At 42.4% G+C, this 25,084-nt stretch carries 19 protein-coding genes and 1 pseudogene; 3 read left to right on the top strand and 17 right to left on the bottom strand.

Features of this window, described 5'->3' with window-relative positions:
- Positions 1-203 precede the first annotated feature (203 nt).
- The 14 genes and pseudogenes from AOG26_RS14680 to AOG26_RS14620 all read right to left on the bottom strand — a co-directional run bounded on the left by AOG26_RS14680 (position 204) and on the right by AOG26_RS14620 (position 13,308).
- Positions 204-413, bottom strand: a complete 210-nt coding sequence (locus AOG26_RS14680; RefSeq protein WP_004587186.1) for a cold-shock protein — start codon at positions 411-413, stop codon at positions 204-206.
- Positions 414-613: 200 nt separating this feature from the next.
- Positions 614-1,318 carry a hypothetical protein gene (locus AOG26_RS14675; RefSeq protein WP_054563182.1) on the bottom strand — a complete coding sequence of 235 codons (705 nt, stop codon included), beginning with the start codon at positions 1,316-1,318 and terminating at the stop codon, positions 614-616.
- The gene (locus tag AOG26_RS14670; protein WP_235575501.1) at positions 1,306-2,055 is read right to left on the bottom strand and encodes an iron transporter; all 750 of its coding nucleotides are present in this window, start codon (positions 2,053-2,055) and stop codon (positions 1,306-1,308) included. Before AOG26_RS14670 ends, AOG26_RS14675 begins: the two co-directional genes overlap by 13 nt.
- Complete coding sequence (locus tag AOG26_RS14665; RefSeq protein ID WP_082401691.1) at positions 2,039-2,359, bottom strand: cupredoxin domain-containing protein; 321 nt, start codon at positions 2,357-2,359, stop codon at positions 2,039-2,041. Before AOG26_RS14665 ends, AOG26_RS14670 begins: the two co-directional genes overlap by 17 nt.
- 19 nt (positions 2,360-2,378) lie before the next feature.
- Positions 2,379-3,689 (bottom strand): ATP-binding protein, encoded by a 1,311-nt coding sequence (locus AOG26_RS14660; protein WP_054563179.1) that lies wholly within the window; start codon positions 3,687-3,689, stop codon positions 2,379-2,381.
- Positions 3,689-4,348 (bottom strand): response regulator transcription factor, encoded by a 660-nt coding sequence (locus AOG26_RS14655; RefSeq protein ID WP_054563178.1) that lies wholly within the window; start codon positions 4,346-4,348, stop codon positions 3,689-3,691. The genes AOG26_RS14660 and AOG26_RS14655 overlap by 1 nt, the downstream gene beginning before the upstream one ends.
- Before the next feature lie 3 nt (positions 4,349-4,351).
- Positions 4,352-4,999: a hypothetical protein gene (locus AOG26_RS14650; protein ID WP_054563177.1), complete on the bottom strand. Its 648-nt coding sequence runs from the start codon at positions 4,997-4,999 to the stop codon at positions 4,352-4,354.
- Between the two features lie 20 nt (positions 5,000-5,019).
- Positions 5,020-5,796, bottom strand: coding sequence for an SDR family oxidoreductase (locus AOG26_RS14645; protein ID WP_054563176.1), 777 nt, complete (start codon positions 5,794-5,796; stop codon positions 5,020-5,022).
- A complete protein-coding gene (locus AOG26_RS20870) occupies positions 5,793-6,482 on the bottom strand; it encodes a TenA family transcriptional regulator (protein WP_200907870.1) in 690 nt (229 codons plus the stop codon). Before AOG26_RS20870 ends, AOG26_RS14645 begins: the two co-directional genes overlap by 4 nt.
- Before the next feature lie 12 nt (positions 6,483-6,494).
- Positions 6,495-7,952 (bottom strand): annotated as a pseudogene (locus AOG26_RS14640) (AMP-binding protein); the annotation flags it as partial.
- Positions 7,949-8,590, bottom strand: a complete 642-nt coding sequence (locus AOG26_RS14635; protein WP_054563175.1) for a thermostable hemolysin — start codon at positions 8,588-8,590, stop codon at positions 7,949-7,951. The pseudogene AOG26_RS14640 and the gene AOG26_RS14635, both read right to left, overlap by 4 nt.
- A 186-nt stretch (positions 8,591-8,776) precedes the next feature.
- On the bottom strand, positions 8,777-10,936 hold the full coding sequence (locus AOG26_RS14630) for a S46 family peptidase (protein ID WP_054563174.1): 2,160 nt from the start codon (positions 10,934-10,936) through the stop codon (positions 8,777-8,779).
- Positions 10,937-11,080: 144 nt separating this feature from the next.
- Complete coding sequence (gene folE2, locus AOG26_RS14625; RefSeq protein ID WP_054563173.1) at positions 11,081-11,965, bottom strand: GTP cyclohydrolase FolE2; 885 nt, start codon at positions 11,963-11,965, stop codon at positions 11,081-11,083.
- 11 nt (positions 11,966-11,976) lie between these two features.
- Positions 11,977-13,308 carry a dihydroorotase gene (locus AOG26_RS14620; protein ID WP_054563172.1) on the bottom strand — a complete coding sequence of 444 codons (1,332 nt, stop codon included), beginning with the start codon at positions 13,306-13,308 and terminating at the stop codon, positions 11,977-11,979.
- 431 nt (positions 13,309-13,739) lie between these two features.
- On the opposite strand from AOG26_RS14620, the gene AOG26_RS14615 reads away from it, so the two are divergent.
- Positions 13,740-15,905, top strand: coding sequence for a M3 family metallopeptidase (locus tag AOG26_RS14615; protein ID WP_054563171.1), 2,166 nt, complete (start codon positions 13,740-13,742; stop codon positions 15,903-15,905).
- Positions 15,906-16,264: 359 nt separating this feature from the next.
- Here the strand turns inward: AOG26_RS14615 and AOG26_RS14610 are convergent, their stop codons facing one another.
- Entirely contained in the window at positions 16,265-20,278 is a 4,014-nt protein-coding gene (locus tag AOG26_RS14610; RefSeq protein WP_054563170.1) for a rhombosortase-dependent M36 family metallopeptidase, read from the bottom strand.
- Between the two features lie 127 nt (positions 20,279-20,405).
- Between AOG26_RS14610 and AOG26_RS14605 the strand changes: the two genes are divergently transcribed.
- Entirely contained in the window at positions 20,406-20,900 is a 495-nt protein-coding gene (locus AOG26_RS14605; RefSeq protein ID WP_054563169.1) for a hypothetical protein, read from the top strand.
- 230 nt (positions 20,901-21,130) lie between these two features.
- On the opposite strand, the gene AOG26_RS14600 is transcribed toward AOG26_RS14605, so the two are convergent.
- Entirely contained in the window at positions 21,131-21,832 is a 702-nt protein-coding gene (locus tag AOG26_RS14600) for a M15 family metallopeptidase (protein ID WP_054563168.1), read from the bottom strand.
- A 52-nt stretch (positions 21,833-21,884) separates the two neighbouring features.
- Positions 21,885-23,498 carry a sensor domain-containing diguanylate cyclase gene (locus AOG26_RS14595; protein WP_054563190.1) on the bottom strand — a complete coding sequence of 538 codons (1,614 nt, stop codon included), beginning with the start codon at positions 23,496-23,498 and terminating at the stop codon, positions 21,885-21,887.
- A 374-nt stretch (positions 23,499-23,872) separates the two neighbouring features.
- On the opposite strand from AOG26_RS14595, the gene AOG26_RS14590 reads away from it, so the two are divergent.
- Positions 23,873-25,060 (top strand): acyltransferase family protein, encoded by a 1,188-nt coding sequence (locus AOG26_RS14590; RefSeq protein ID WP_054563167.1) that lies wholly within the window; start codon positions 23,873-23,875, stop codon positions 25,058-25,060.
- The last annotated feature ends 24 nt before the right edge of the window (positions 25,061-25,084 follow it).

The raw sequence follows: 25,084 nt of genomic DNA, 5'->3' as shown, positions 1-25,084 counted from the left end.
CGGTGTAGATGGTGACACTATCTTTTGCCAATACTACAGGTGCAAAGCTTAGGCATGCTAACAACAAATATTTTAAGATAATTAATACACTCTAATGACATAGCTGCATTAAATATAGAAATATTCACTAGCCCAGTCAATTTTTAGGCATAAAAAAAGCAAGCCGTAGCTTGCTTCTTCTTAATTTTTACTAAAAGTAAAAATTATAACGGAGTGATGTTATCCGCTTGAGGACCTTTTTGACCTTGTGAAAGAGTGAACTCTACACGTTGGCCTTCAGCTAAAGTTTTGAAACCTTCGCTTTTGATAGCGCTGAAGTGAGCGAAAACGTCTGGACCATTTTCTTGCTCGATGAAACCAAAACCTTTAGATTCGTTAAACCACTTAACTGTACCTGATACGATGTTAGACATAGTATTATTCCTGATATAAAAAATTAAACATGCCCTAGCGGGCGGGTGTAGCAAAAAATGAGATGGTACTTAAAAACTTCAGGACGGTACTACAAGTATTACTTATACAACAACGAAATAAAGATTTATTAATTACACGCTTTCTTTCTAGCTGGTGCCCACTATATAGAGTTAGTTTGATAAGTCAAACACTATCGACATTAAAATTCAAACTCTAAAGCCAAGCGAAAGCTATGATCTTTGCCTGATTGGCTAAGCTCACTAATAAAACCTGCTTCCCATTTTAGCTGGCGTTTAGGGCTAAATCTGTGTAAGCCAATAAAGCCTGGCCCCACACCAATAAAGTCCTCACCCGCGTAGACTTCTATTGATGGTTGAAAAGCCGAACGATAGCGATAACGATACTGTAAGCGAAACTCACTTTCCCACTCGTTTTCAATATCAGCCCCCCATTCATATACTAAAAAAGCGTTCATAGTCAGGCTTGTACGACCAAACTCTTTTTCCCATAAAAAGCCGGTCGTTGCTTCGTAAGCATCTAGGGTATGCTGTTTTTCAAGCTCAAATAACGCACCCCAATCGGCCCACAAACGGCCTTGCTCGACCAACTGCCAGCGTAACTCCACTTCATACGAAGATAAACCAAAGTCACCGTTATCATCGCGCTCGCCAACCAAGTAGCCTTCAAGGCTCATGGTGTCGTTAATTGCGCCGCCAAAGCCTGCACGCTGTGCAAGTACATTGCCGCTATCGGTTTGCCTAGACACCAAGCGCCACTCAACTTCACGTTCAAACGGCATCACATAAGGGTGATATACCTTATCAACCACCATGCCATCTGCCTGCGCAAATTGGCTGATACTTATTAAAAACAAGCAACTTAAACTAACTATTAAGAACCGCATACAGGCTCCTTGGTCTTTTTAATTTTTAACACGCGAACTAAGGTGATAAATGCCAATGCTGCAATGACATACACCCATAGCGCGGTTTTACTCGGCGTAGCTTCGTAGCCCACTAAGGCTTTTAATACGCGCCCAAGCTCTGAGTTTTCAACTAAAAACCCACGCCAATCTAAATAATTTGAGGTCACATCGAGTAAATCGATCTGACTTGCTAAATCAAGAAATATCAATAGCTTTGCTGTTGCATTTAAGGCAAGCAACACAACCAATGGCTGCTCGCCTACGCGCTTAGCAATACTCTCAAGCAAAAAGAACAACAACACGCCAAAGCTAATACAAATGCCCACACCTAAACATGTCCCCAGTAGCAATGGCTCAGCAGTATCTCTGCTATGCCAAAAACTGACTAAATAAATCATGTAATGGCTTAAATACAACGTCATGGTTGCAATCAAGGCCAGCGCAGCCGCTATTTTTCGTTGCTGACAGCTAATTAATGCAGCGATAAAAATGACAATACACAGCAGCATTTGAATGAACTCTAAGCCTCTGTGATCAAATAACTGGCTCAGCCAAGCAGCGCCTTGCACAAACACTAAGCTTAGTAGCGTACCAATCACTGCATAAACACTCAGTTGGCGCTGGCTTAAAGGCACAATTAAACTCAAAAGCACGGCTAAAATCACCACAGGCAAAAGCTGATTAATGCTCATTAATAAACTAGTTATCAGCATCATTCACCTCCGTAGCCACGACAGTTCCTCTGGCTGTATTAGGCGAAAATTCACCAAAAAAGTCATAACGCCCAGGGCTGAGCGGCCCAATATAAATGACGCTCGTGCGACCTGGGTAAAGCACTTTTTCACGATTTAAGTCAAAGCTATCGAACTCTTCTGGAGTGTCATCTTGGTTTTCGATCAAAAGCCGCAGCTTTTTATTGGCAGGCACTTTTATTTCTGCAGGATAAAACAAATGGTCTTTTAAGATCAGCTTGTACTCTTTGGCATAGACTAGCCAAGACGGCATGCATAGTAGCAACATAGAAAGCGCCAAAATCCATTTATTCACTGACATCTCCTTGCATAAAAGAGACACTCACCCGCAAGCCACCAAGGTGACTGTCAGCTAAAGCTATATCGGCGTTATAAATCGACACTATGTGCTCAACAATGGCCATACCAAGACCTGCTCCTTGCTCACCTGATGGATGTTTATCGCCACCCACACGGTAAAAACGGTTAAAAATGCGCTGTTTTTGAGCTTCATCAATACCGGGGCCCGAGTCATCTATCTGCCAGATAAAACGATTTTTTTCGGTTTTCAGAGTAATAGAAATCTCTCCCGCAGCTGGGGTATATTTTATGGCGTTACTCAGTAAATTGCCAAACAAAGTAACTAAGGTGAATTCGTCACCTGCAATGATAAAATCATCGCCATCGATGCTAATGGTATGATCTTTTTCGTCAATACGATCATAAAGTTGTGAGGCAACTTGTTGGCTAATTTCTAACACCGACACGGGGCTAAATTGCGCTTGCCATTGCTCTGGATAAGTACGCCCCAAAATCAGCATTTGTTCAACGATATTGCTTAGTTTATCAACGCCTTTTTCCATCGCATCAAGCTCAACACTCTCAACACCTTGAGCCACTAAATTATGCACATTAATTTTTAAACTACTGAGCGGCGTTCGCAGTTCGTGGGCCGCATCAGAGGCAAAAAAGCGCTCTCGTAAATAGGCACTTTCAACGCGTTTAAATAGGTCATTTAAGCGGCTAATTACGGGTTTTATTTCTTGCTCTGGGGTTTGCCAAGGGATTGCAGTAAAGTCATTTGCTTGACGGTGTTTTAGTTGATTAGATAACCGAGTTAGTGGTGCAAGCCCTTGTTTTACAAACACACTAATAAGGAGTGCAAGAATAGGCACACTCCATAACAGCGGCGTCATGGCCGACAAAATCACGGTTTCGGTTAGCGCCACACGTTTACTCAAAGGTTCTGCAATAAGCACGCGTTTATTACCTTCGCTTAAGCGATACACTTTGACTCGTTGCCCAGCTAAGTTCTCAACACTAAACCCGGTTTGCCACTGACTTTGATTGCTAGGGTTATGCTGCAATGATTTTGAGCTTGAGGCCAAGCTGTCATCGACCCAAACTTGAAACAATAGCTGTGGTAAATCACTGGTATAAGCTGGGGTTTCTTTACTGAGTGGCTGTTCGATTAACACATGTGCCAGCGTTACCAACTCATTATCGAGCAGTGCTTCAGCCTGATTCATGCTTTCACGGTAACCTTTAGTGAAAGCCAAAAAGCAGGTTAAGATCACCATAGACAAAATGAGTAAAGTCAGCCTTTTACGAATTGACACTAGCGTTTACCCACCACATAACCAATACCGCGTAAGGTTTTAATAAACTCTTTAGGGAATTTTTTACGCAAGTGATGAATGTGTACTTCGATGGTATTAGACCCCACCTCTTCACCCCATTCATACAGTTTACTTTCTAACTGCTGTTTTGATTGCACACGACCTTGGTTTTCTAGCAAGGCTTTAAGAAGCATAAACTCTTTGCGCGGCAAGTTTACTGGCTCACCTTGAAAGCTCACGGTAAAAGCGGCGGTGTCCATTTCAACATTGCCAACTTTTAAAGTGCTGGTTTGTGCTTGGGTCAAACGCCTACTGGCAACCCGTAGACGGGCAAATAATTCTGCGGGATCAAAGGGCTTTGCAAGGTAATCATCAGCGCCTAAATCTAGCCCCATGACTTTATCATCAATACTGCCCCTGGCTGTTAAAATCACCACAGGTATATTTTTACGATGCTTTTTGATGTGCTTTAGAATATCAATGCCGTCACCGTCTGGTAGCCCTAAATCAAGGACTACCAGCTCAATTTCATCATTTTGCAGCCATTGCATCGCTGACTTAACGGTTGCACTGTGTTCAACACTATAACCTTGTTGACGTAAAGAACGACAAAGGCCTTCTGCCACTAAATGGTCGTCTTCAACGAGCAATAAATGCATAGTTTATCTCTTTATTTTTTTCTCTACCTTAGCCAATAATTTAGTAATTTCTTGCTGGCGGTAAAGATCTGCTTTTGGTCTTTCAGGACGCGCTGGCGCTTGCTGTGCAACCAATAAAAACTCTTTAGCTGATTTATATTTACGCTCGTCATACAAGAATGACGCATATAAATAGTTGCTATCGATACCACGCGGGTTTAGTTCAAGCGCTTGCTTAAACAATTTTTTCGCTTCATCGTCATCACCAAAACCAATTGGCCAACCCGGTACTTTACCGTATAAGGTTGCAAGGCTGGTATATGCAGAGCCATCAAGCGCTTTTGGATCTAGGCTTAGCGCTTTTTCAAATTGCGCTTTAGCGTCTTTTGCAAGGCCTAGCGCGCCTAAGCCTCCTTTCGCCCCCGCATAGCTCGATAGCACAATACCGTACCAAATATGGCTGGCTGCTTGCTGGTCGTTCGCTTTGGTAAACTCTGCGGTTTCGCTTGCTAATTTTTCGAATGCATCTAACTGCGCATCGTCAACTAACTCGTAATTAACCACTGCCCACTGCTTTTGCACCGAACTTAAATCGCTATTAAAGTCGGCTTTTGCAGGCGCAGCCATGATAACACCTAACATCATTAGGGCTTTTAAATTTAGTTTAGTCATAATCATTCACCTTGATCAATTTAGTTGGCAAAAAAACTTTTAATTTTAGGAAGTTGTTTTGCTATTGCGTTATCAACGAGTGATGGAAATGCGCCGTTAATACGGGCAAATAATGTTTCTGGAAAACCAATAAAACGACGACGTTTTTTTGATTTAATTAAATCTATTAATGCATCAGCCACTTTTTCTGGCGGATCCATGGTGTTACCCAGCTCTTTATTCATCGCGCGCACTTGTGGCGAGTTAATTGCGGTGTCAGTTGCACGAGGCGCTAAATACAATACTTTCACATCGCTGTGGCTGAGCTCTCTGGCAAGGGCTTCGGTCATCCCTCTTAAGCCAAATTTGCTTGCGCAGTACAAGGTTTGATACGGATAACCAATGCTGCCAAACGATGAACCAATATTGACAATCGTGCCTTTATTGCGGGTCACTTGTGGTAAAAACAGCTGACACAATTTAATGGGCACATGCAGATTAATATTTAACAGGTGATCAATTTGCTGTTCGCTAATTTCACTAAACCCCTGCATTACATTAACGCCTGCGTTGTTGATTAGTAACGTTGCCCCGCCAATTTGCTGAGCAAACTTAGCAAGATCATCGCGAGATTCGCTGTTACTTAGGTCAGCCTGAAAATACTCAGCATCATTGCCACATTCCAATTGCAGTGCAGCAAGTTGCTTCACATTTCGACCAACAAGTAATAAACGCCAACCTTCTTTTGCAAGGCGAAGGGCAATTGCACGGCCAATGCCCCCTGTTGCACCGGTTAGCACACAAACTGGGCTACTCATGCGCTTTGCTCCAAGTCAGCCTCGCTAAAGAAAGGCTCGATATCGAGGTCACGAAAAATATTGCCGTACAATTTATAAAAACATTTTGCGGCGTGAATAATGGCTTGCTGGTCGTCTTCGTTATCTATTTTGTTCATGAGATTTTCGAAAAACTTCACATGTTCAATATCAAGTGCACCGTGCGAAGTAAGGTAGGTAAACGCCTTTTTAGGTAAACCTACAACCTCACGGATTTGCCCTGCTGCATTATCGGCTAATGCAATCGAAGTGCCTTCAAGCACATGAACCATGCCAAAGAATGCCAAAGGGTTACCGCGATTAATTGTATCGTAGGCGTACGACACCATTAATTCGGTCGAAAACTGTGGACGAGAATCGCGCACTAGCTCTTTATCAAAACCGCATGCTGCAATATCGTTTAGCACCCATTCTTGGTGGCCTAACTCTTCTTCGATGTATTCTGCAACGGCTTCGCGCAACCACTCTTGTTTATCGCTCAGCTTTGCACCGACTGCCATTAGCAGTGGCACTGTGTGTTTAACATGGTGATAAGCTTGCGTTAAGAACGATGCATACTCACTCAGGCTTACTTCACCTTTAAAAACGCGGCTAATAATTGGCGCAGCTAAAAGGTAGTCGCGCTCTTTCTGTGTTTCGGCTTGTAATGTATTGAAAAATTGACTCATGCTCGTCGCCTCTTGATAAAGTGCAGAAATCTCTGCAGCAAAAAATTGATTGATAACATCGCGTTTTGGGCGATTATTGCTGGTTAATAAACCTTGCGTGTGGCTCATAGGCTCTGCCATTCGATGCCACTTTCTGATCTGTGCGTATTCGGGTAATTGCGCGTTTTGTGCCCTAATATGGGCAGCAAGTTCAGCGTCACTCATCGCTTGGTTTGCATAGATAAGTGCGGCTAGAAATGCCTGACCTTCGCCAATCACCACCGCTTGTTGTACCTGGCTGTGGCTAAGCAATAACGACTCTGGCCACTCAGCACTGATATTGCGACCAAAGCTGGTGATAAGTTGGTTTTTCAAACGGCCTTGTATAACCAAGCGACCTGCTTGCTCAGTAACGAGATCGCCAGTTGCATACCAATCGTCAGCATTTTGTGCAGCTTGACCTAAATAGCCCAAAAACAATGAACCCTTGATATAAAGCTGACCATTTTCAATTTTGTATTGAATGTGCTTAAGCACTCGCCCTGCGGTGTCGATGTCATCATCATCGCGAGTGTTTAAACTCACTACCGATGACGATTCAGACAAACCATAGCCTTGATAAACGGGTAAACCGAGCTCACGGGCTTGCTTAATAAGCGCTTGGCTTACAACAGCACCACCTACTGCAATAAACTTTAAGCTTTTAGGTGCTTCCCAGCCTTGCTTTGCAAAAGCCACTAAACAAGTCAGTAGCTCAGGCACTAAAATAAGAGTATTTGGCTCAGTACGTTCAATTGCGGCTATTAATTTGTGTGGCTCAAGTAACTGTGCACCTGAAAAGCCAAGTTCAGCTAAAGGCACTAAATTAACCGTACCGCCCGCTAATAGCGGTGCATAAACACCGGCTAAATTCTCAAGCAAAACCGGTAGCGGCAACAAACACAAATGGTTTGGTTTTTCTAAACCAATGCTTTGATAAAGTGATGTTGCCACCTGCAATTGGCTTTCAAGCGATAAACACACGCCTTTTGGTGTGCCTGTTGAGCCCGACGTAAAGGTGATCTTTTGCGTGTTTGCAAAATATGGCACAGGCTGTGTATTACTCAATTGGTAAACATACAAAGGGTAATGCTTGCATACATCGACTAACGCCACTAACTTTGCATGCTCACCTTCATAAGCGCGGTCACATACAAATAGCCCTGCTCCGCTATTTTGCAAACCAAACGCAACTTGCTGAGCCGTAAAAAACGTTGGTAGCGGAATTGCCACTCTTTTAAGTTCGCTAAGCGCAGCTTCTAATACACACCAAGCAGGTGTGTTATCTAATTGATAAGCCACACCTTGGGCATCAAATTCTGCCAAAGTAGGTAGTAAACGAGTTACTTGCTCAGTAAATTCTTGTTTAGTTAGTGAGCGCACACCATCGCTTTTGTGGCAAACCATTAAGGTATCGCTATCTTTATGTGGTAATTGTGTCAACCAACTCATAGCACCTCCAAAAATACAGCAAGCTCACGCGATGACTGCAAACACTGCTGTTTGATATTGAATAAAACTGGGGTGTTTAGTACACGTTGATGTGCTTCGTTTAGATCAACCACACAAATGGTTGGTTGATTGTCGTAATAGCTACCCCAGCTTGCTGGGTCTTGTAGTGCTTGTGCATTGGCAACACCGATTTCTTTGCAATTCACACCCAGCATTTTTAATAGCGCTCTCACTTTGCGGGTTGCGCAAAACACTAAATATTTTGCTCCTACTTGATAGAGCGCTTCATTCATTAAAACAAAATGTGCCAAGGTGGCTTTTCGATGCGTTGAGCATAAATTACCGAGCTCAAAAATGTGCTCACGCTTGGCACCAACAAAGTGCTCAATAGACGCAGGGAGGTATTGTTCAATAAACAAAGGTTGTGATGCAGAGCGAAGGCCTAACGTACATAATTCATCATCAATATTAAGCTCACAAAGAAGCGGCATGAACTGCGAAATTTTCGCGTCATAGGCTGCAGCAAAACCTTGCTTAATATTACGCTCAAGGCGGTCACGTAATTGACCTCCTTCACGCGTGCAAACAAAGGCAGGCTCTTGAACTTTAGTTTGATGTGATTGTTGAACTGAAAGCATAATTGTTCGCTCCACTTAGGTTATGTGTAAAATTTATCGAGCGAAACTTAAATAAAACTTAAGAAAAATAAATTTTTATAAATATTTTTCAACCTTATGAAATTAAATGATTTTATTTTCATTAAAAACAAAAATGCCAGTCTGTTAGACTGGCATTTTAATACTTAAATTAACGTTAAACTTAGATTACTTAACGATAGTCATCTCTTTAAGTAGGTTTTGAGCATTATCAACTTTATCCATCACCCACAACATGTATCGTGAATCAACGTGAATTGAGCGATTTAAGTTTTCATCGTAATCCCAGTCACCAATAATGCTTTCGTACACACCATCAAACAACAAACCAACGAGCTCAGCATTGCCGTTTAACGTTGGAGAGCCTGAGTTACCACCTGTGGTATCTACATTAGATAAAAAGTTAACCGGAACCGTATTCATACCGCCTGTGTAATCGCCATAAAGCTTTTGCTTAATTAACTCGTTTTGTTTCTCTGGTGAGTTAAATGGTTCAACACCGGTGTTTTTAGCAAGTAGTCCTTCTAAAGATGTAAAGGGGGTTGCCACTAAGCCATCTTGCGGTGAATAGCCGCCTACCGTACCGTAAGTTACACGCAGGGTGCTGTTAGCATCAGCATAAACTGGCTTATTAAGTGCCTTGTTATAAGCGATAATTGCTTCCATTAATGCAGGGCGAGCAGCTTGCTGTTTACCAGCTAGTTCTTTTTTAGCATCTTCAATATCTTTTGTGACCGCAAAGATTGCATGCGCATACTGAATAAATGGATCGCTACTTTGCTTTAACTGAGCAAGGTCAAGGCCTGCCATCCATAAACGTTTGCTTTCATCTGCAAGAACCGATTTAGCATACATGTCATCAAGCAAGGCTTTCTGCTTTTGTTTATCAAAACCGTTAGTTAGACCAAGAGCTTTATCAACCTCTGCAACTCGTTCGTCTTTAGGTAATGCAGCATATTGCTCAATAAAGTACAGTAAAATAGCTTTATCAACGGCTTCATCATAACGACGGCTCATGCTTTTTAAACGAGACTCGATACGTGGCATATCACGCTCTTGATAACCGCTTTCACGCTCAGCATCTGGCTTTTGTTTTTCGTAAGCTAAACGGTATAAACGTCGAGCAGTTGCGATCATTTGTGAGCGGTGTACGTAACCTAACATGCGGTCGCGCTGGTTATGCTCTTGCGACTGAGCAACTAGCGCAGATAAATCAGCAAGTACATGTCCGTATTTAGCTTTGCGCTTACTATCTTCGTTGATCCACGCAGTCAGATCTTTTTCGAATTGTTGCTTACGGCTATACATTGACCCTTTATTGAAACTCTCAATCATTGAGCCATAGTTTTTAATGTAGTTGTTGTAGCCCGCAATCGTGCTTTCATAAGCGATACGTGCCTCTGAGCCTTCAGGCGCATTTTCTTCAATTAACGAGACATATTTAGAGTTATATTTACGCGCTAATGGGTAAGCTGTGTTAAACACGTAATCAACTTCAGGCGAAATACGGTAACGGTTTGTGCTGCCCGGATAACCAGTAACCATCACAAAATCGCCTTCTTGAACGCCTTTAGCGCTTACTTTTAAAAACGCATCACTTTGGTACGGCACGTTATCTTCTGAATATTCAGCTGGCTTGCCATCTTTGCCAACATACGCGCGATAGAATGAGAAATCACCTGTGTGGCGCGGCCACATCCAGTTATCGATATCACCGCCATATTTACCTACGCCCATAGCAGGTGCATACGCTAAACGTACATCTTTAATTTCTAGCGATTTAATAAGGTAATACTCAAGACCACCGTGGAAAGTATACACATTACAGCGGTAGCTCTTGTCTTGCTCACACTCACTAACAAGTGCTTTTTCATTTGCTTGAATAGCATCAAAACGTGCTTTACCGGTTAGCTGTTCAGTCCCTTTGTTTACTTTATCTGTAACGTCGGTTACTTGCTCTGTTACAAAAACACGAGAACCCGGCGCAGCAGGGACTTCTTCGCCGGTAGTTTTAGCTAAAAAGCCATTTTCTAAAATATTGTTTTCGGTGGTCGAGTTATATTGAATCGAACCATAGGCACAGTGATGATTTGTGACAACTAAGCCTTTTGGTGAAACAAACGAAGCAGTACAACCACCAAGGCTAATTACCGCGTTCATTGGGAACTCTGTTAATTTTGAAATTGACTCTACATCAATGCTCAAGCCTTTCGCTTTTAACACTGACTCAAGCTCTGGTAACTGGTGAGGTTGCCACATGCCTTCGTCGGCAACAGCAACATTTGCTACAGCGAGACCCACTGCAGCAGCAATAAATTTAAAACGCATAGTCGTCCTTTATATTTGTTATGTTTATCTTTTTAGCGCTCGTATCATTATCATTGTGCTAGCCAATAGCAATAATTTGCGACCGCTAATGTCAAAATTTGTAAACCATTTTAGGTTCATGGCCTAATACTTAGACTCATGAGCTTAATATTTAGATTCATGAACCACAGCATTGTGGCCATGTAAGCTTTCTTGGTGTTCAACCTTAAACTGGTAATCAGCAATACTCGGCATGGTTTCGAAGCACTGCTTCAATCGCCTTGCTGCATCTTCACAAAACAGTAAGTTTTTAGCGTTAAGGGCGGCAAATGCTTGCTCATCTTCACGTTTAACAGCGGTTTGGACTGGAGTGCCAATAGCTTGTTCACATTCTGTGATAAAGCCGCCAATATCTGGCAACTTCCCACTACTAAACGTGACATCAATATACGCATATGAACGCTGGCTATGAGGGGTTGCAATAGAACCTTGTTCACTTGCAAGCCAATTGAGTAAAGATGCTTTATCTATATTCACATCACTAAATTGCTTATCGACTGCTTCGCTCAAAAGCTGCCTCGACAATGCCGCTGAACACGGGCAGGTGCTACTGTAGGCAATATCGACTTTTAAGTTAATGGCAAGCGTTTGCTGCTTTGTAATAGTTAAAACGACAGGGTAAGCATTGTATCCGGCATGGTCGCTAAGTAACGCTGGTTTTAGCTCGGGTAAATCAAAATGCAGCACCAGTTTTGCGCCTTTACTTAAGCCTTTTTGTGATGCTAAAACAGCCTCCATAAACTCATTAACACGCTGAGTCGTTAAACTTTGTTTAGCCAGTAGCTGATTAAGTAGTAAATAAAGACGCGACATATGAATGCCTTTAGCATTGCTATCAAGGCTAACGAACACATCAGCTTTGGCGTTCAGGTGCACATCAACATGAGTTTGTGCAAGCTTCAAAGGCAATGCTATTTTTTCCATACCAACCCATTTTAAAGGCGACTGAAAATCTACATTAGAGTGCGAGGTAATATCGGGTAATTGCATATCGACTTCTTTTAACGATTGAATGTTAAGGCCATAGCGGCCTGTTTGTACGGGGTTACGTGCTGCCCATCAAAGACACACTCACCATTAACAAAGGTATGTGTGATTCGGTTTGAAAAAGTGGTGCCATTAAATGGCGTCCATTGGCATAAATAATGTGTGTTTGTATGCTCGACGTGCTTTTCTGCGTTTGGGTCAACCAGGACTAAATCAGCAAAATAACCTTCTCTGATAAACCCCCGCTCTTCGATAGCAAATCGCTTTGCCACGTTATGCGCTGTTTTTTCAACGACTTGCTCAAGGCTCAACGCACCACGTTTTACCTGCTCAAGTAACGATAGTAATGCATGTTCAACTAGAGGGAGGCCAGCTGGTGCAGCGCTGTATTGTTGCTGCTTTTCTTGCCAAGTATGAGGGGCATGATCGGTGGCAATAATATCAATGCGACCATCGCGTACTGCTGCGAGTAGCGCTTGGCGGTCTTGCTCTGATTTTATGGCGGGGTTACATTTAATTTGATTGCCATAGTTTGCGTAATCGTCTTGGTTAAACCACAAATGATGTACGCAAGCTTCGGCGGTTATGTGCTTTTGCTCTATGGGTGCGTTACTAAATAGTTCTAGCTCTTTTGCTGTTGTTAGGTGTAAAACATGCAGCTGTGAACCATAACGTTTTGCCAGCGACACGGCATACGATGATGATGCATAACACGCTAACTCATCACGAATTAACGGGTGATGTTCTATTTGTAACTCGCCATAACGTTTTTCTATACGGCGCTGATTTTGTTGAATAACCTCCCCTTGCTCGCAATGAGTGGCAATGAGTACTGGGCTTTCCCGAAAAATGGCTTCAAGGGCATGAGGGTGTTCAACTAGTAAATCGCCTGTTGATGCTCCCATAAACACTTTAACGCCACATACCTTTTTGGCATCAAGAGCCTTAATTTCATCGAGGTTGTCTGGGGTCGCGCCAAAGTAAAACGCATAATTCGCAGCGCTCGTTTGCGCTGCTATCGCGTATTTATCAGCAAGTGCTTTTGCCGTGGTAGTCGAAGGTGAAACATTGGGCATTTCCATAAAGCTTGTAATGCCACCGGCCACTGCTGCGGCAGATTCACTGGCAATCGTGCCTTTGTGGGTAAGGCCAGGCTCTCTAAAATGAACTTGATCGTCGATCATGCCTGGTAATAGCAACAAACCGCTTGCATCAATTACTTCATCATTGGCCTTAGCACTAATACCTTTGGCAATTTCAGCGATTCGATTGCCCACAATTCGTACATCGTTTATTTCGCGCTGCCCTTCATTAACGACGCAGGCGTGTTTAATTATGATAGCCATATGACTCCTTGCTTATTCAGCAACATTTGCAACTTATCGTAAAAAAATGCACTCCATGGCAAGATTGATTGCAGAATAAATTGTTACAATATAACATACCACAAAGTTTTTATTTGGACACTGTTATGAGTCAAAAAGATCAATTGGGTCGGGCTATTTAAGCTGTAAAGTTATAAGTGGCTTTCCGATCTTAGAGAATTTTAACGGCTTATCGCAGCCAATAATCACCTTATCGCAACGTATGAGGTCAATTGTAATAAGACACAGTATGCTGGGCTCATTGATCACATGGTGATACCTGCCTCATATAAGTGCTTTTTTAGCATCTTTTTGTAATCCGTTTTAACCGCTATGCAAATCAAGAGCTTATAAAACGTATGTGCAAGGTTATATCGACACAATTTAATTTTAAAAATGACAAGAGAAAAACTATGAAACACCTAATCGCAACCGCGATCTGTTCTGCGCTGTTACTCACAGCCTGTTCAGAACCGCAAACAACAACATCAACGCCTAAATCAGAGCAATCAGCACCTGTTGCTGCAAATGAGCAAGCTAACCCACTGTTTGTGAAAAGCGTATTACAATACGAAACGCCTGATTTCAGTGCGATTAAAGATGAACATTTCATGCCGGCATTTAATAAAGGCATGACTGAGCAAATGGCTGAAGTGCAAGCTATTATCAACAATCCAGCAAAGCCTGATTTTGCCAATACGATTGTTGCGCTTGAGAAAAGTGGTGAGCTATTAACACGCACACGCAGTATTTTTTATAACTTAGCGGGTACGGATTCAAACCCGGCACGTCGTGAATTACAAAAAGAATTAGCGCCAAAACTAGCTGCTCATAACGACAATATTTTCTTAAATAAAGCACTCTTTGAGAAAGTAGCGGCTATTCACAGCGAAGCTGACAGCCTTGCCTTAACTGCTGAAGAAAAGCGTTTATTAGACGTTTACTACAAACGTTTTGTGCGTGCTGGGGCAAAATTAAGTGCAGAGCAAAAACAACAAATTCGTGATATCAATACGAAGCACTCAAGCTTAACAACTCAGTTTTCACAAAACTTATTAGCGCTGACTAAAACAAATGTTGTTTTAGTGGATGACAAATCAGAGCTTGAGGGCTTACCAGCAGGTCAAATTGAGCAGCTTGCCAATGCCGCAGCAGAGGCTGGCCATCCAGGCAAATACCTAATTAAGATCACAAACACCACGCGTCAGCCTATTCTGGCAACACTGAAAAACCGTGATTTACGTGAAAAAGTATGGCGTGCATCGGCTGAGCGTGCATTATCGGGCGAAAATAGTAACCGTGATATCGTGGCAGAACTTGCTCAGTTACGTGCTCAAAAAGCGAAACTATTAGGTTACGACAGCTGGGCTGATTTTGGTTTAGAGTCACAAATGGCGAAAAAACCACAAGCTGTATTTGATATGTTTGCGAGTATGATCCCTGCATTAATGCAGAACGTCAACGCTGAAGCGGCGGCTATTCAAGCTAAAATTGATGAATCAGGTGAACAATTTAAATTGCAGCCATGGGATTGGTTATTCTACGCAGAGCAAGTGCGTAAAGATAAATACAACCTTGACGAAAATGCTGTGAAAGAATATTTCGAGTTCAACCGCGTTTTAGAAGACGGCGTATTCTTCACTATGAACCGTTTATACGGCATCACCTTTAAACCACGTAACGATATTCCGGTTTACCACCCTGATGTAAAAGCCTATGAGTTATTTGATGAAAATGGAAAGAGCTTAGCCATTTTCTTTGCTGACTACTTTGCTCGTGAAGGTAAGCGTGGCGGTGCATGGATGAGCTCATTCGTTAAACAATCTGGCCTTAAAGAACAAAAGCCAGTTGTCGTAAACGTTATGAACATTCAAAAAGGCGCGAATGGCGAACCTACGCTTATCAGCTATGATGAAGCGACAACGATTTTCCACGAGCTGGGTCATGGCTTACACGGCATGTTCTCAAACGTGAAGTACCCGACTCTATCTGGCACCTCAGTATCACGTGACTTCGTTGAGTTCCCATCAACTTTTGAAGAAGATTGGGCAATGTACCCTGAAGTTATCGCTAACTATGCAAAACACCATAAAACTGGCGAGCCAATTCCTGATGAGCTACTGAAAAAAGTAATTCAATCACGTAGCTTCAACCAAGGTTTTGATACTCTAGAATACGTTGCAGCTGCATTACTTGATATGGAGTGGCATTCACTTTCTGCTGATGCACCATTACAAGACATTGAAAAGTTTGAGCAACAAGCGCTTGCAAAACATGGTGTTGATGTACCGTTTGTACCTCCACGTTATAAGTCAGCCTTCTTCTCACACTCAATGGGCGGCGGTTACTCAGCGGGTTACTACGCTTACATGTGGAGTGAAATCTTAGCAGCAGACGCCTTTGCATATGTTCAAGAGCAAGGTGGTTTAACTCGCCAAATGGGTGATAAATACCGCAAAGAAATTTTAGAAGTGGGTAACTCGCGTGACCTAATGGAATCGTACAAAGCATTCCGTGGTCAAGAGCCAGACACCTCAGCGCTATTGAAACGCCGCGGCCTAAAAGCAACGGTTCAATAGCTTACCTTGAGCTTTAAGCTTTAAGCTCTAAGCTGTAAGTCAGAAATGTGGGGTTGTCGAGTGTTTATAACCCCACTACGATAGTAAAAGGAGCTGTCAGCTATCAGCGGTCAGACGCGCGAAACAAGTTTCACGCCTGCAAAAAGGCGCTAGGCTCTAGGTGTTAGGTTCTAGGCTCTAGGCGCTAGGACGCGATGTAAAATCGCTGTTACCTCGTATCTCGCATCTCGCATCTCGCATCTCGCATCTCGCATCTCGTACCTCGCATCTCGTACCTCGTACCTCGGAACTCGCTAACTTAAAAACAAAAAAGCCCTTACAGCGAACTGTAAGGGCTTTGTTATCACTATTTAAAAGTCTTATTTACGTTTACGGCGACGGCCGATAAGCGCTAGTGGTGCAAGTAGTAGTGTTAAGAAACCAAAGCTACCGTTGCTAGATTTAGTTACTTTCTTCTCTTCTACTGGCTCAGCTTCGTTAGTTACGGCAACAGTGAACTGCTCTGATACAGAGTCTGTACCATCGCTTACTGTTACTTCAAATACTAACTCGTCATCGCTTGAGATAGCACCTGGCGTGAAGCCTAGAGTTGCAGTGTCAGCACCTGTAAGTGTTGCTGTTGTGCCGCTTAGTTGCGTCCAGGTGTAGCTTAGCGTGTCATCACTGTTACGGTCTGACGCTGTTGCCGTTAATGTGCCTGAAGCAGACTCAGAAACAGACTCATCACCCGATACAGAAAGTAATGGTAGTGCGTTATCACATGCTAATGCATCACCAGCAATCACGTTTGAGAAGATTGGTGACGTTACATTGCTAACAGTTACGTTATCAATCCACCAGCCGAACTCACGTACTGCGCTGTCTGATGACATACGGAAACGTAATTTTGCACGGTTACCGTTTAGTTCAGTACCGAAACGAATTGTTTCGTAGTTACCATAAACACCGTTACCATCAACATTGTTACCTGTGAAGGTATCGCGATCTTGTAGCGCTTGTGCATCGTTTTCGATTAGTGGGCCATCGTAACCAACATCAAATGTGCCGCCCATTTCAGTAACATCTACCCAGTTACCACCGTTTACGCTGATCTCTACAACACCACCATCCCATTCGTTTTCGATTAGGTAGAAGTGCCAGAATGAAACTTCAAAATCACCAGCAAAACCGATATCAAACTCTCTTGATTCAACCGCAACATCTGACTGGAAGTCATTGTTGTTTAGGTACATGGTTTGCTCGCCAAGACCGAAGCCAAAGCTGTTGAAGAAGTTAACATTACCGCCAGTTGCCATGCTTTGTGTGCCAACAGCTAAGTCATCACCTGTCATTACGTTTTCTTTCCAGTCACGTAATGAAGCGCCTGCTACTTCCATATCGTCAGCAGTTTGTGAGCTAACTGGTGCTTTATCTTCAAAGTCCATGTTCACAAGGTAAGATACTGTATCGCTTGCTGCTTCAACAATCTCGTCATCTGCAGAAAGCTCTGGGAATGACACTTCGATTTCAAGTGTATCAGCAGTGCCTGCATCATTTAGTGTAAACGTGATAGGTGCGCTTGTTTGTGAAGCGTAAGGAGTTGTATCGTCAAAAGTGATTAAACCATCATTTTCGAACGTTACATCGTGACCACTAACAACCGTTAACTGTGCTTGAGTACCAGTTAGTACTTCACTACCTGTGTTCATGATGCTAACTGTTAACGTGCCTGTTTCACCTTTGTCTAGCACGTTATCGTTTGAACAATAACCTAGCTCTGCACCGTTGTAGTTTGGATCCATTGCCACATCTTTGAATGTGAAGCTAGCAAGTTTCATTTTGTCTGATTCAACAACACCTGTTAAATCTTCGCTGAAACGCTCTGGCGCTTTAGCACCTAAGCCCATACCACGCTTAGCAAATGCACCTAAGATTAGTTTGTAATCTTCTGGGTCAACTGCGTACGCAGCAGCCAAGATAGCATCACGTGCTTCTGTGTATAGCGGAGCAACTGGAGTTAGCTTGTAACCAGCAACTAAGTAGTTAGCCATACGGTTTTGAGCTTCTTCAAAGCCGTGCTCGTTGATAAGTGCTACATAGCTTTCCCAAAGCATAGTTGCCCAAATTTCACCTGCTGCGTGTGGTGAACCAACATTAGTTGGAGCAATACCTACATCAGCACCTTCATTTTCAGTAATGTGGCGGAAAGACAGCGGGTTTACTTCCATATTGGTTGAATATGGAACACGACGAATACCATAGTAGAAATCTTCTACGAATGTACCGCTACCGTAGGCTTTTTGGAACTTGTCGTTACCTGGGATGTTAATATCATCAGCTTTAGCAATGAACATCAATGAGTGGAAATCACCCCAACCTTCGCCCATCGCACGGCCTTGGAAGTTGATAAGACCTGATGAGTTACCCACTAAACGGTTACTGATATAGTGACCCCATTCGTGAGCAATAATACCGTTATCTAGCGTACCGTCTTTTAACGTTGCTTTGTTGAACATATTAACAGTAACAGTGTCGCCTGCAGCGATACCATCGTAAAGTGCGTGACCGTCAGCATAGTTCAGACCCATGTTAGGAATGATAACTGCATCATCTTCACCGCCCATTGGCGCTGGTTCATCTGTATCTGGGTTGTTGTTTACAACGATTGCACCAATTGCACCCGCTTCTTGAGCGTGTAGTACTTTTGCTGTGAAGTTACAAGAACCACGATCGACTAGCGCAATTTTACCAGCCAGTTCAGCTGCATTTGTTGCAGGTTCACAGCCGTCTGTTACGCTACCAGAATCTACGTCATTGCCGTCAACTAAACGAACAACTTCGCCTGCGATATCAGCAAATTGCATTTGACCAAAGCCAGATACTTTAGAAGACTCAAGTAGACCAATTGTTTCATCTGATGTTACAACCACACCGAAATCTACACCCACTTTCGCATCTTTCGAGTTGTATAAGTACATTTGCATACGTGGGCTTGCACCGTCAGCAGGTGTTGCCATATTAGCGTTATTTAAACCGCTATTATCTTGCGCTTGTGCTTCGATTGGGTCGCCTTCTACACCACCACGGCCGTAGTTTGATACTTGTGCAACATTTGATGTTTCGTCAAAACCATGGTCATAGAAGAAATCGTGTAAGAAGTTGTTCATGTAGAACAAGTTAACGATCGCCGCTTTACGGTTGTCGTAGCTGTTTGCTACTTGATCAACTTGGTAAGGGTAATCGAATGTGTAATCTGATGTAGTTTCAGCAGTGAAGTCACCTTCTGTGTAACCTTGAGGTGCAATTACATCAGCATAAGCAAATACGTTGTTACCTGATGTTGTTGTAGCGTCATCAGCAAGCCACGGATCCATCGTGCTTAGTTTTTTGTAGTAAGACAGGCTTACAAGTGGTGCATCTAGGATTTCAGTTTCATCAATTTGATCTGGACCATCAGCTGGGATCACGTCACCGTGTGGACCTTCCCACGGGTAACCATCTTCGTCAGCCCATACACGGTAGTTAAAGTCTGCCGCGTGTGCTTTTAAGTCTTTCTTGAAATAAACTTTGCTGTTTTGCGCGCCAATAACGTAGCTGAAGTAATCGCTTTCTAGGCTGTTTTTGTCAGCAACTTCTACTTCAACATAGTATGCAGACTGCAGCTCACCCGCTACTTCAAAGAATACTTTCTTAGCACGAGGCTGACCTAATACAACTTTGTCACCACTTTGGTTAGACACAGTGTACTTAACATAGTCACCTTGCTCAGTTGATTTAGTTAACGACACATTGATGTCAGCAAGTTCTTTAATCGCACGTTTAATGCTTTGCTCAGCACCAACAAACTCAGCAAGTGGCGCGAACGACTGCGTTGCATTTGAACTTGTGTTAGCGAAATAACCAGAACCAGCAACTAGGTTATATTCTTTATCCATGATCAGGTTGTATTCACGGTTGAATACTTCAATGTCATGAACTTTTTGCTTGTATTTAGCTGTAATTGAACCAAGCTTTTGCTCAGATAAATCTGCTAATACAGCGCTTGATACACCTTTTTTAGCTGTGCTAACACCTGTTAAGGCATTTAAATAAAAATCTGCAGCGTAAGCATTACGTTGCTCAGGAAGCACCATTGCCATATCAGGCTTAGCTTGACCTACTGCATTCCATAGGAAAGTAGCTTTACCTAATTGCGCATCGAAAATAGATTTGTGACCCGATACAGTGCGACGCTCAGCTAATGCACGTTGCTGAGATACTTGAGGATTAAATTGTACTTGAGAGCTAACGCTTGAAGCATTATAAAAGCGAGTTTGTTCACTTGCCTGTACTTGAGATGATGCCAAGATAGCCGTTACCATGGTAGCAACTGCTGTTACTTTAAATTGAGACATTCCTTACGTTCCCTATTGTTATATTTTTATTTTCGGTTAACAATCATAACCGCGGCCAATGTACCCAATATGGCAATTAAAAAACAGAATTAATTGTAAACAAAAGTAACAAATAAGCAGGAACATAATGAACCAAACAATTAAGATACAAGCACTTACACTAGCATTAGTACTAGTATCAGGCTGTCAAAAAAATGAAATAAGCGAGCAAAATACAACACAGCAGCCAACAACCAGTTCACAAAAAGAACAAGTTTCAGTTAAAGATGTTAAAAAAGCTGTCGAAATCAACAAGCAAAAATCGACGAACGCTTTTAGTAATAATGGCGAAAAAATTACCTTTGATGCACCGACTTTAACCAAGGGCACAGAAGTCTTTAATCACGCAATGCAAGAGCGCGGAATCGCAACGGGTGCAATTTACTTAACGCTAAAAGAAAACAGCTTACCAGTAGCGCTTAGCAGTCAATATACGCTGAAAAAAATGACCAACAAAAGCTATCGCTACCTTGCTGAAAAAGACACTGATTTATTAAAAGTGCAAAACGCTTTTAAACAAAATGCCAATGTCGATATTGTTGAAATTAAAGTTGATTATTCACCGATAAAAGATGTGATGTAGTAGAAAAGCTGTCAGCCTTCAGCTATCAGCCGTCAGACGCGCGAAACAAGTTTCACGCCTACTTGTAGCAGCGGGTTTATCCCGCGTCATCAGGTTCTGGGGGCTAGGCCCTAGGTTCTAGGACGCGATGTAAAATCGCTGCTACCTCGAACCTCGCTAACTTTACTCTTTCCCCTCGCTAACTTTACTCTTTCCCCTCGCTAACTTTACTCTTTCCCCTCGCTAACTTACTACTCCACCACAAAATCAAAATAGGTGGCGGGATATGCTTGCGGTTGGTAGGTAAAATGCCACCATTCCATTGAATAAGGAGCAAAACCGGCCTCTGTCATCAGGCTTTTTAATTTGTATCGATTGGCTTTTTGCTCTGCACTAATGCGCGGGTCCTCGGTATTAGAAAGAGTGTCGAACATATCAAACGGTGAGCCCATGTCGAGCTCTTTACCTTTCGCATCTACTAAGGTTAAATCAATCGTTGAACCACGGCTGTGACCCGATTTAGCGGCGATGTAATCACCAAGCAGCTTGTCTTTGCCTAAGTTTGGATAAAACTCAGCTTTAGTGCGGGTATCTTCTAAATCGTTAACCCAACGCACAAAGTGATCAACGGCGCGCTGCGGACGATAACAATCAAATATTTTTAAGCTCAGGCCTTGGGTTTGCGCTGCTATTTGCACATTTTTAAGAGCCTTAGCAGCACTGTTGTGCAATAAACATTTAGGTGCGTTGTAACCATCAACTGGTTTGCCAACAAAGTTATGATGACCAAAATAACGGATATCTAACACGGCATTAGGTAGCAAAGAACCTACATCCACAAATTCGCTACGTTTATCATCGCTAGGGTTTGCACAAGCAGCACTTGCACTCATAAGCGCAATACCTAACAGAGAAGTAGATTTAGTTAAACGAGCCAACAAAGTGAATGCCATTTTGATTTTCCATAAATAACTTAATAGCATCCACTATTGCACATTAAATAACTTATTCCAAGATTGAAAGCTCAGAAACTGGAGCAAGATCTTGGCTATATGTGGCATCGACAACTGAGCGGTTACGCCCTGTTTTTTTAGCTTGATATAAAGCTTGATCAGCAAGCTTAAATACTTCATCAATGTTTAATTGCTCAATTGGCCAGCCTGAAATACCAATCGATACATTAATGCAGCCAACGGGGTCTATGTAGCTTTCTGACACCCGCATACGCAAACGCTCAGCCAGTTGATACGCACGTTTTGCTTCAACTCTTGGCATGATCACAATGAATTCTTCACCACCTGTACGAGCAACCACATCACTATCGCGAGTGACATCTAACAAAATTTTAGCCAACGACTGCAGTACCACATCACCAATGTCATGACCAAACTCATCGTTTACCCGTTTAAAATGGTCGATGTCGATAGCCAATACAGCAAAAGGACAACGCTGAGCTATCAAATGGCTAATTTGCATATCAAGGCTTCGGCGATTATGAAGGCAAGTGAGGGGATCAGTTTGCGCTTCTTGACGCAATAGCCCTATTTTACTTTGTAATAGCCCGACCCCTTTTAACATGGCTTTTCTGAGTTCATTACTTTCAAAATACCATGAGCGAATTTGTGTCAGCTCAAGTGACGTTGAAGGGCGATCTAAAGTATTTGCAGTTTCGGCTAACTGCCTCAAAGGCTGAGCAATTAAACGTGCTAATACCCAAATGAATATAAAAGTCAGCAAACCAATTGGGGCAGTTTTTACAAACACTTGCCACATTAAATTATCAAGCGGAGCAAGTGTGTTTTCGAGTGGGCGCTGAGTGACGACCCCCCAAGAAGCGACCGTCATAGGTGCGTAGCCTGCAAGCATCTCAACGCCTTTGCTGTTGGTAACAAGCTGTGTGCCGGCGTTTCCTTTTAATACCTCTTCAATTACTTTGTTATCAAACACTTGCTCTCCAATACGGCTTTTATCTGGGTGATACAGTAAGCGATGATTTTCATCAACCACATACAAATAAGAGCCGTCTTGATAGTAATGAACTTGCAGCAGTTCATTTAAAATACTGGTACGTTTTAAGTATAAGGTGCCGCCTACATAACCAATAAAATTACTTTGTTTGTCGAATAAAGGGTGCGATATAAAGATCAGTAAATTGCCCGCCATCGAAATATACGGCTCGCTGATCATTGGGGTGCGATACGATAAAGCGGCTTTAGTGCCAAAGCTATCTACTTTACGGTTTTGTAGCTTCAATGACTTTGGAGAAACCCCTAGAATATCACCCTGCGCATTAACAATAATGGTCGAATTAAAACTATTAGTTTGTAGCCTTAGTCGGTCTGCCTCAGCATTAATTAAGCCTTGATTATTAAAATCGTCTTCAAGAATTTTTCCAACATAAGCAAGCTGTTGCTGAGCATTAAGTAAAAAATTATCGGTCGCTGACACCAACTTAGCGGCGTATGCTTTATGATTATTAAGGGTTTTATCTATTAGTTGTTGCTTTTGAACTTGGTAGCTCGAGTAATAACTATTTAGAAAGGTTATAAGCGTTGCTGAAAACGCTAACACTAAAATTAAGCGGCGTAGATTTAAACCACGACTAAGACTATTAAGCACGATACTTCTCACATACAGGCCCAAAGTCCATATTGGGAATATCTAATACCTTTATACTAGCAAGATGTTCTGTGTACCTCTATAAAACTTTTGTCATAATTTGATTTAGCGCAAACAAATGAGTGCAATTACTCTAATTAATTAAAGTAACTCTGTTTAATAACTTCAGCTACCAAGCACTCGTTAAACATGAACGGCATCAAAACCACTTACCAACAACCCTCGTTATTTAACATGTTGAATTTAATAAACTATAAAGCTTAGTTCTGTTAAAAGAACAGCTAACAAATAGGATTTCTATTGTTTAAAAAGCAGCTTGCTTTGATGTAATAATTTATTACACTGTAAAAACAAAAAAACAATAAAGTTTTCCTATGCGTCAACACTGTGCTGAAATCATCAACAAACTCCCTTCACATCGCCTCATGGCGTTAGATGTAATGCGGGGCTTGACTATTACTGCCATGATATTAGTGAATAACCCGGGTAGTTGGGGAGCGATGTATTGGCCTTTGAAACATGCACAGTGGCATGGTTGGACGCCTACCGATTTAATTTTTCCGTTTTTTATTTTTATTGTCGGCATGTCTATCACGCTTTCAGTAAATAGCTTGCGTGTTAAAGGAGTCAGTGATCAGAAAATACTAAAAGCGGGGGTTATTCGCACCATTAAACTCATTGCCCTCTGTTGGTTTTTAGCCTTGTTTTATTACAACTTTCGAGACCCTTCTTTTAGTTGGCTTAATGACAAGCTATTGCAGCTGCGCGTGTTGGGCGTGCTGCAACGTATCGGTTTGGTGTATATAATTGCTTTGTGTTGTTTTCTCTATTTATCGCCTAAGAAAATAGCCATTACTTGCATCGCTCTTTTATTGTTTTATGGCGCCGCCATGCTTTATATCCCGTATACCTTACCAAACGGCGAGGTAGTCAGTGGCTTGTGGTTACATGGCAATAACTTAAGTGCCTTCATAGACAATACCGTACTTGGTAGTCATCACCTGTATTATGCCAATGCTAAGCCACTGCCATTTGACCCTGAAGGGCTGTTCTCAACACTGCCAGCCATTGCAAGTGCGCTTAGCGGTATCTTGGCTGCGGTTTATTTAACTAAGCAAACCGACCTTAAAAAACAAGCCCGTACACTTATTTTTCTGGGCACTTTAGCTGTTCTTGTCGGCTATGCTATTTCGCCATTAACGCCTATCAATAAAGCCTTATGGACGCCGAGCTATGTGCTGCTCAGCTCAGGGCTGGCAGCGATTTTCTATGCACTGTGCAGTGCTATTTTAGATATTTATAAGCTGCGCAGCTGGGGCGCTCCGTTTATTGTATTTGGTGCGAATGCAATATTATTTTTTATATTCGCAGGCGTGTTTGCACGGCTATTAATTATGATCCCGCTCGGCGATAGCAGTTTAAAAGGCTATATTTATGGCCTAATACAATTAGTGTTCAGCAATGATTACCTCGCTTCTTTTAGCTTTTCACTGCTGTTTTTAGTGGTGTCTTATGGGGTGATGTACAGCTGCTACCGCAAAGGCATTTTTTGGAAAGTGTAAGCTTTAAAAATAGATGAGCCAGTC

Origin of the sequence: Pseudoalteromonas sp. UCD-33C (assembly GCF_001306895.1) — a bacterium.
Classification (GTDB): Bacteria; Pseudomonadota; Gammaproteobacteria; order Enterobacterales; family Alteromonadaceae; genus Pseudoalteromonas.
The sequence above is the reverse complement of the archived record's forward strand: the minus strand, read 5'-3'. Positions and strand labels throughout refer to the sequence as shown.

What these genes read in the sequence shown, in the direction of transcription:
- AOG26_RS14675 (WP_054563182.1), bottom strand. Translation starts at nt 1,318, where the DNA reads ATGCGGTTCTTAATAGTTAGTTTAAGTTGCTTGTTTTTAATAAGTATC.
- AOG26_RS14655 (WP_054563178.1), bottom strand. Translation starts at nt 4,348, where the DNA reads ATGCATTTATTGCTCGTTGAAGACGACCATTTAGTGGCAGAAGGCCTT.
- AOG26_RS14680 (WP_004587186.1), bottom strand. Translation starts at nt 413, where the DNA reads ATGTCTAACATCGTATCAGGTACAGTTAAGTGGTTTAACGAATCTAAA.
- AOG26_RS20870 (WP_200907870.1), bottom strand. Translation starts at nt 6,482, where the DNA reads ATGAGTCAATTTTTCAATACATTACAAGCCGAAACACAGAAAGAGCGC.
- AOG26_RS14635 (WP_054563175.1), bottom strand. Translation starts at nt 8,590, where the DNA reads ATGCTTTCAGTTCAACAATCACATCAAACTAAAGTTCAAGAGCCTGCC.
- AOG26_RS14600 (WP_054563168.1), bottom strand. Translation starts at nt 21,832, where the DNA reads ATGGCATTCACTTTGTTGGCTCGTTTAACTAAATCTACTTCTCTGTTA.
- folE2 (WP_054563173.1), bottom strand. Translation starts at nt 11,965, where the DNA reads ATGCAATTACCCGATATTACCTCGCACTCTAATGTAGATTTTCAGTCG.
- AOG26_RS14620 (WP_054563172.1), bottom strand. Translation starts at nt 13,308, where the DNA reads ATGGCTATCATAATTAAACACGCCTGCGTCGTTAATGAAGGGCAGCGC.
- AOG26_RS14615 (WP_054563171.1), top strand. Translation starts at nt 13,740, where the DNA reads ATGAAACACCTAATCGCAACCGCGATCTGTTCTGCGCTGTTACTCACA.
- AOG26_RS14645 (WP_054563176.1), bottom strand. Translation starts at nt 5,796, where the DNA reads ATGAGTAGCCCAGTTTGTGTGCTAACCGGTGCAACAGGGGGCATTGGC.
- AOG26_RS14630 (WP_054563174.1), bottom strand. Translation starts at nt 10,936, where the DNA reads ATGCGTTTTAAATTTATTGCTGCTGCAGTGGGTCTCGCTGTAGCAAAT.
- AOG26_RS14590 (WP_054563167.1), top strand. Translation starts at nt 23,873, where the DNA reads ATGCGTCAACACTGTGCTGAAATCATCAACAAACTCCCTTCACATCGC.
- AOG26_RS14670 (WP_235575501.1), bottom strand. Translation starts at nt 2,055, where the DNA reads ATGATGCTGATAACTAGTTTATTAATGAGCATTAATCAGCTTTTGCCT.
- AOG26_RS14610 (WP_054563170.1), bottom strand. Translation starts at nt 20,278, where the DNA reads ATGTCTCAATTTAAAGTAACAGCAGTTGCTACCATGGTAACGGCTATC.
- AOG26_RS14605 (WP_054563169.1), top strand. Translation starts at nt 20,406, where the DNA reads ATGAACCAAACAATTAAGATACAAGCACTTACACTAGCATTAGTACTA.
- AOG26_RS14650 (WP_054563177.1), bottom strand. Translation starts at nt 4,999, where the DNA reads ATGACTAAACTAAATTTAAAAGCCCTAATGATGTTAGGTGTTATCATG.
- AOG26_RS14665 (WP_082401691.1), bottom strand. Translation starts at nt 2,359, where the DNA reads ATGTTGCTACTATGCATGCCGTCTTGGCTAGTCTATGCCAAAGAGTAC.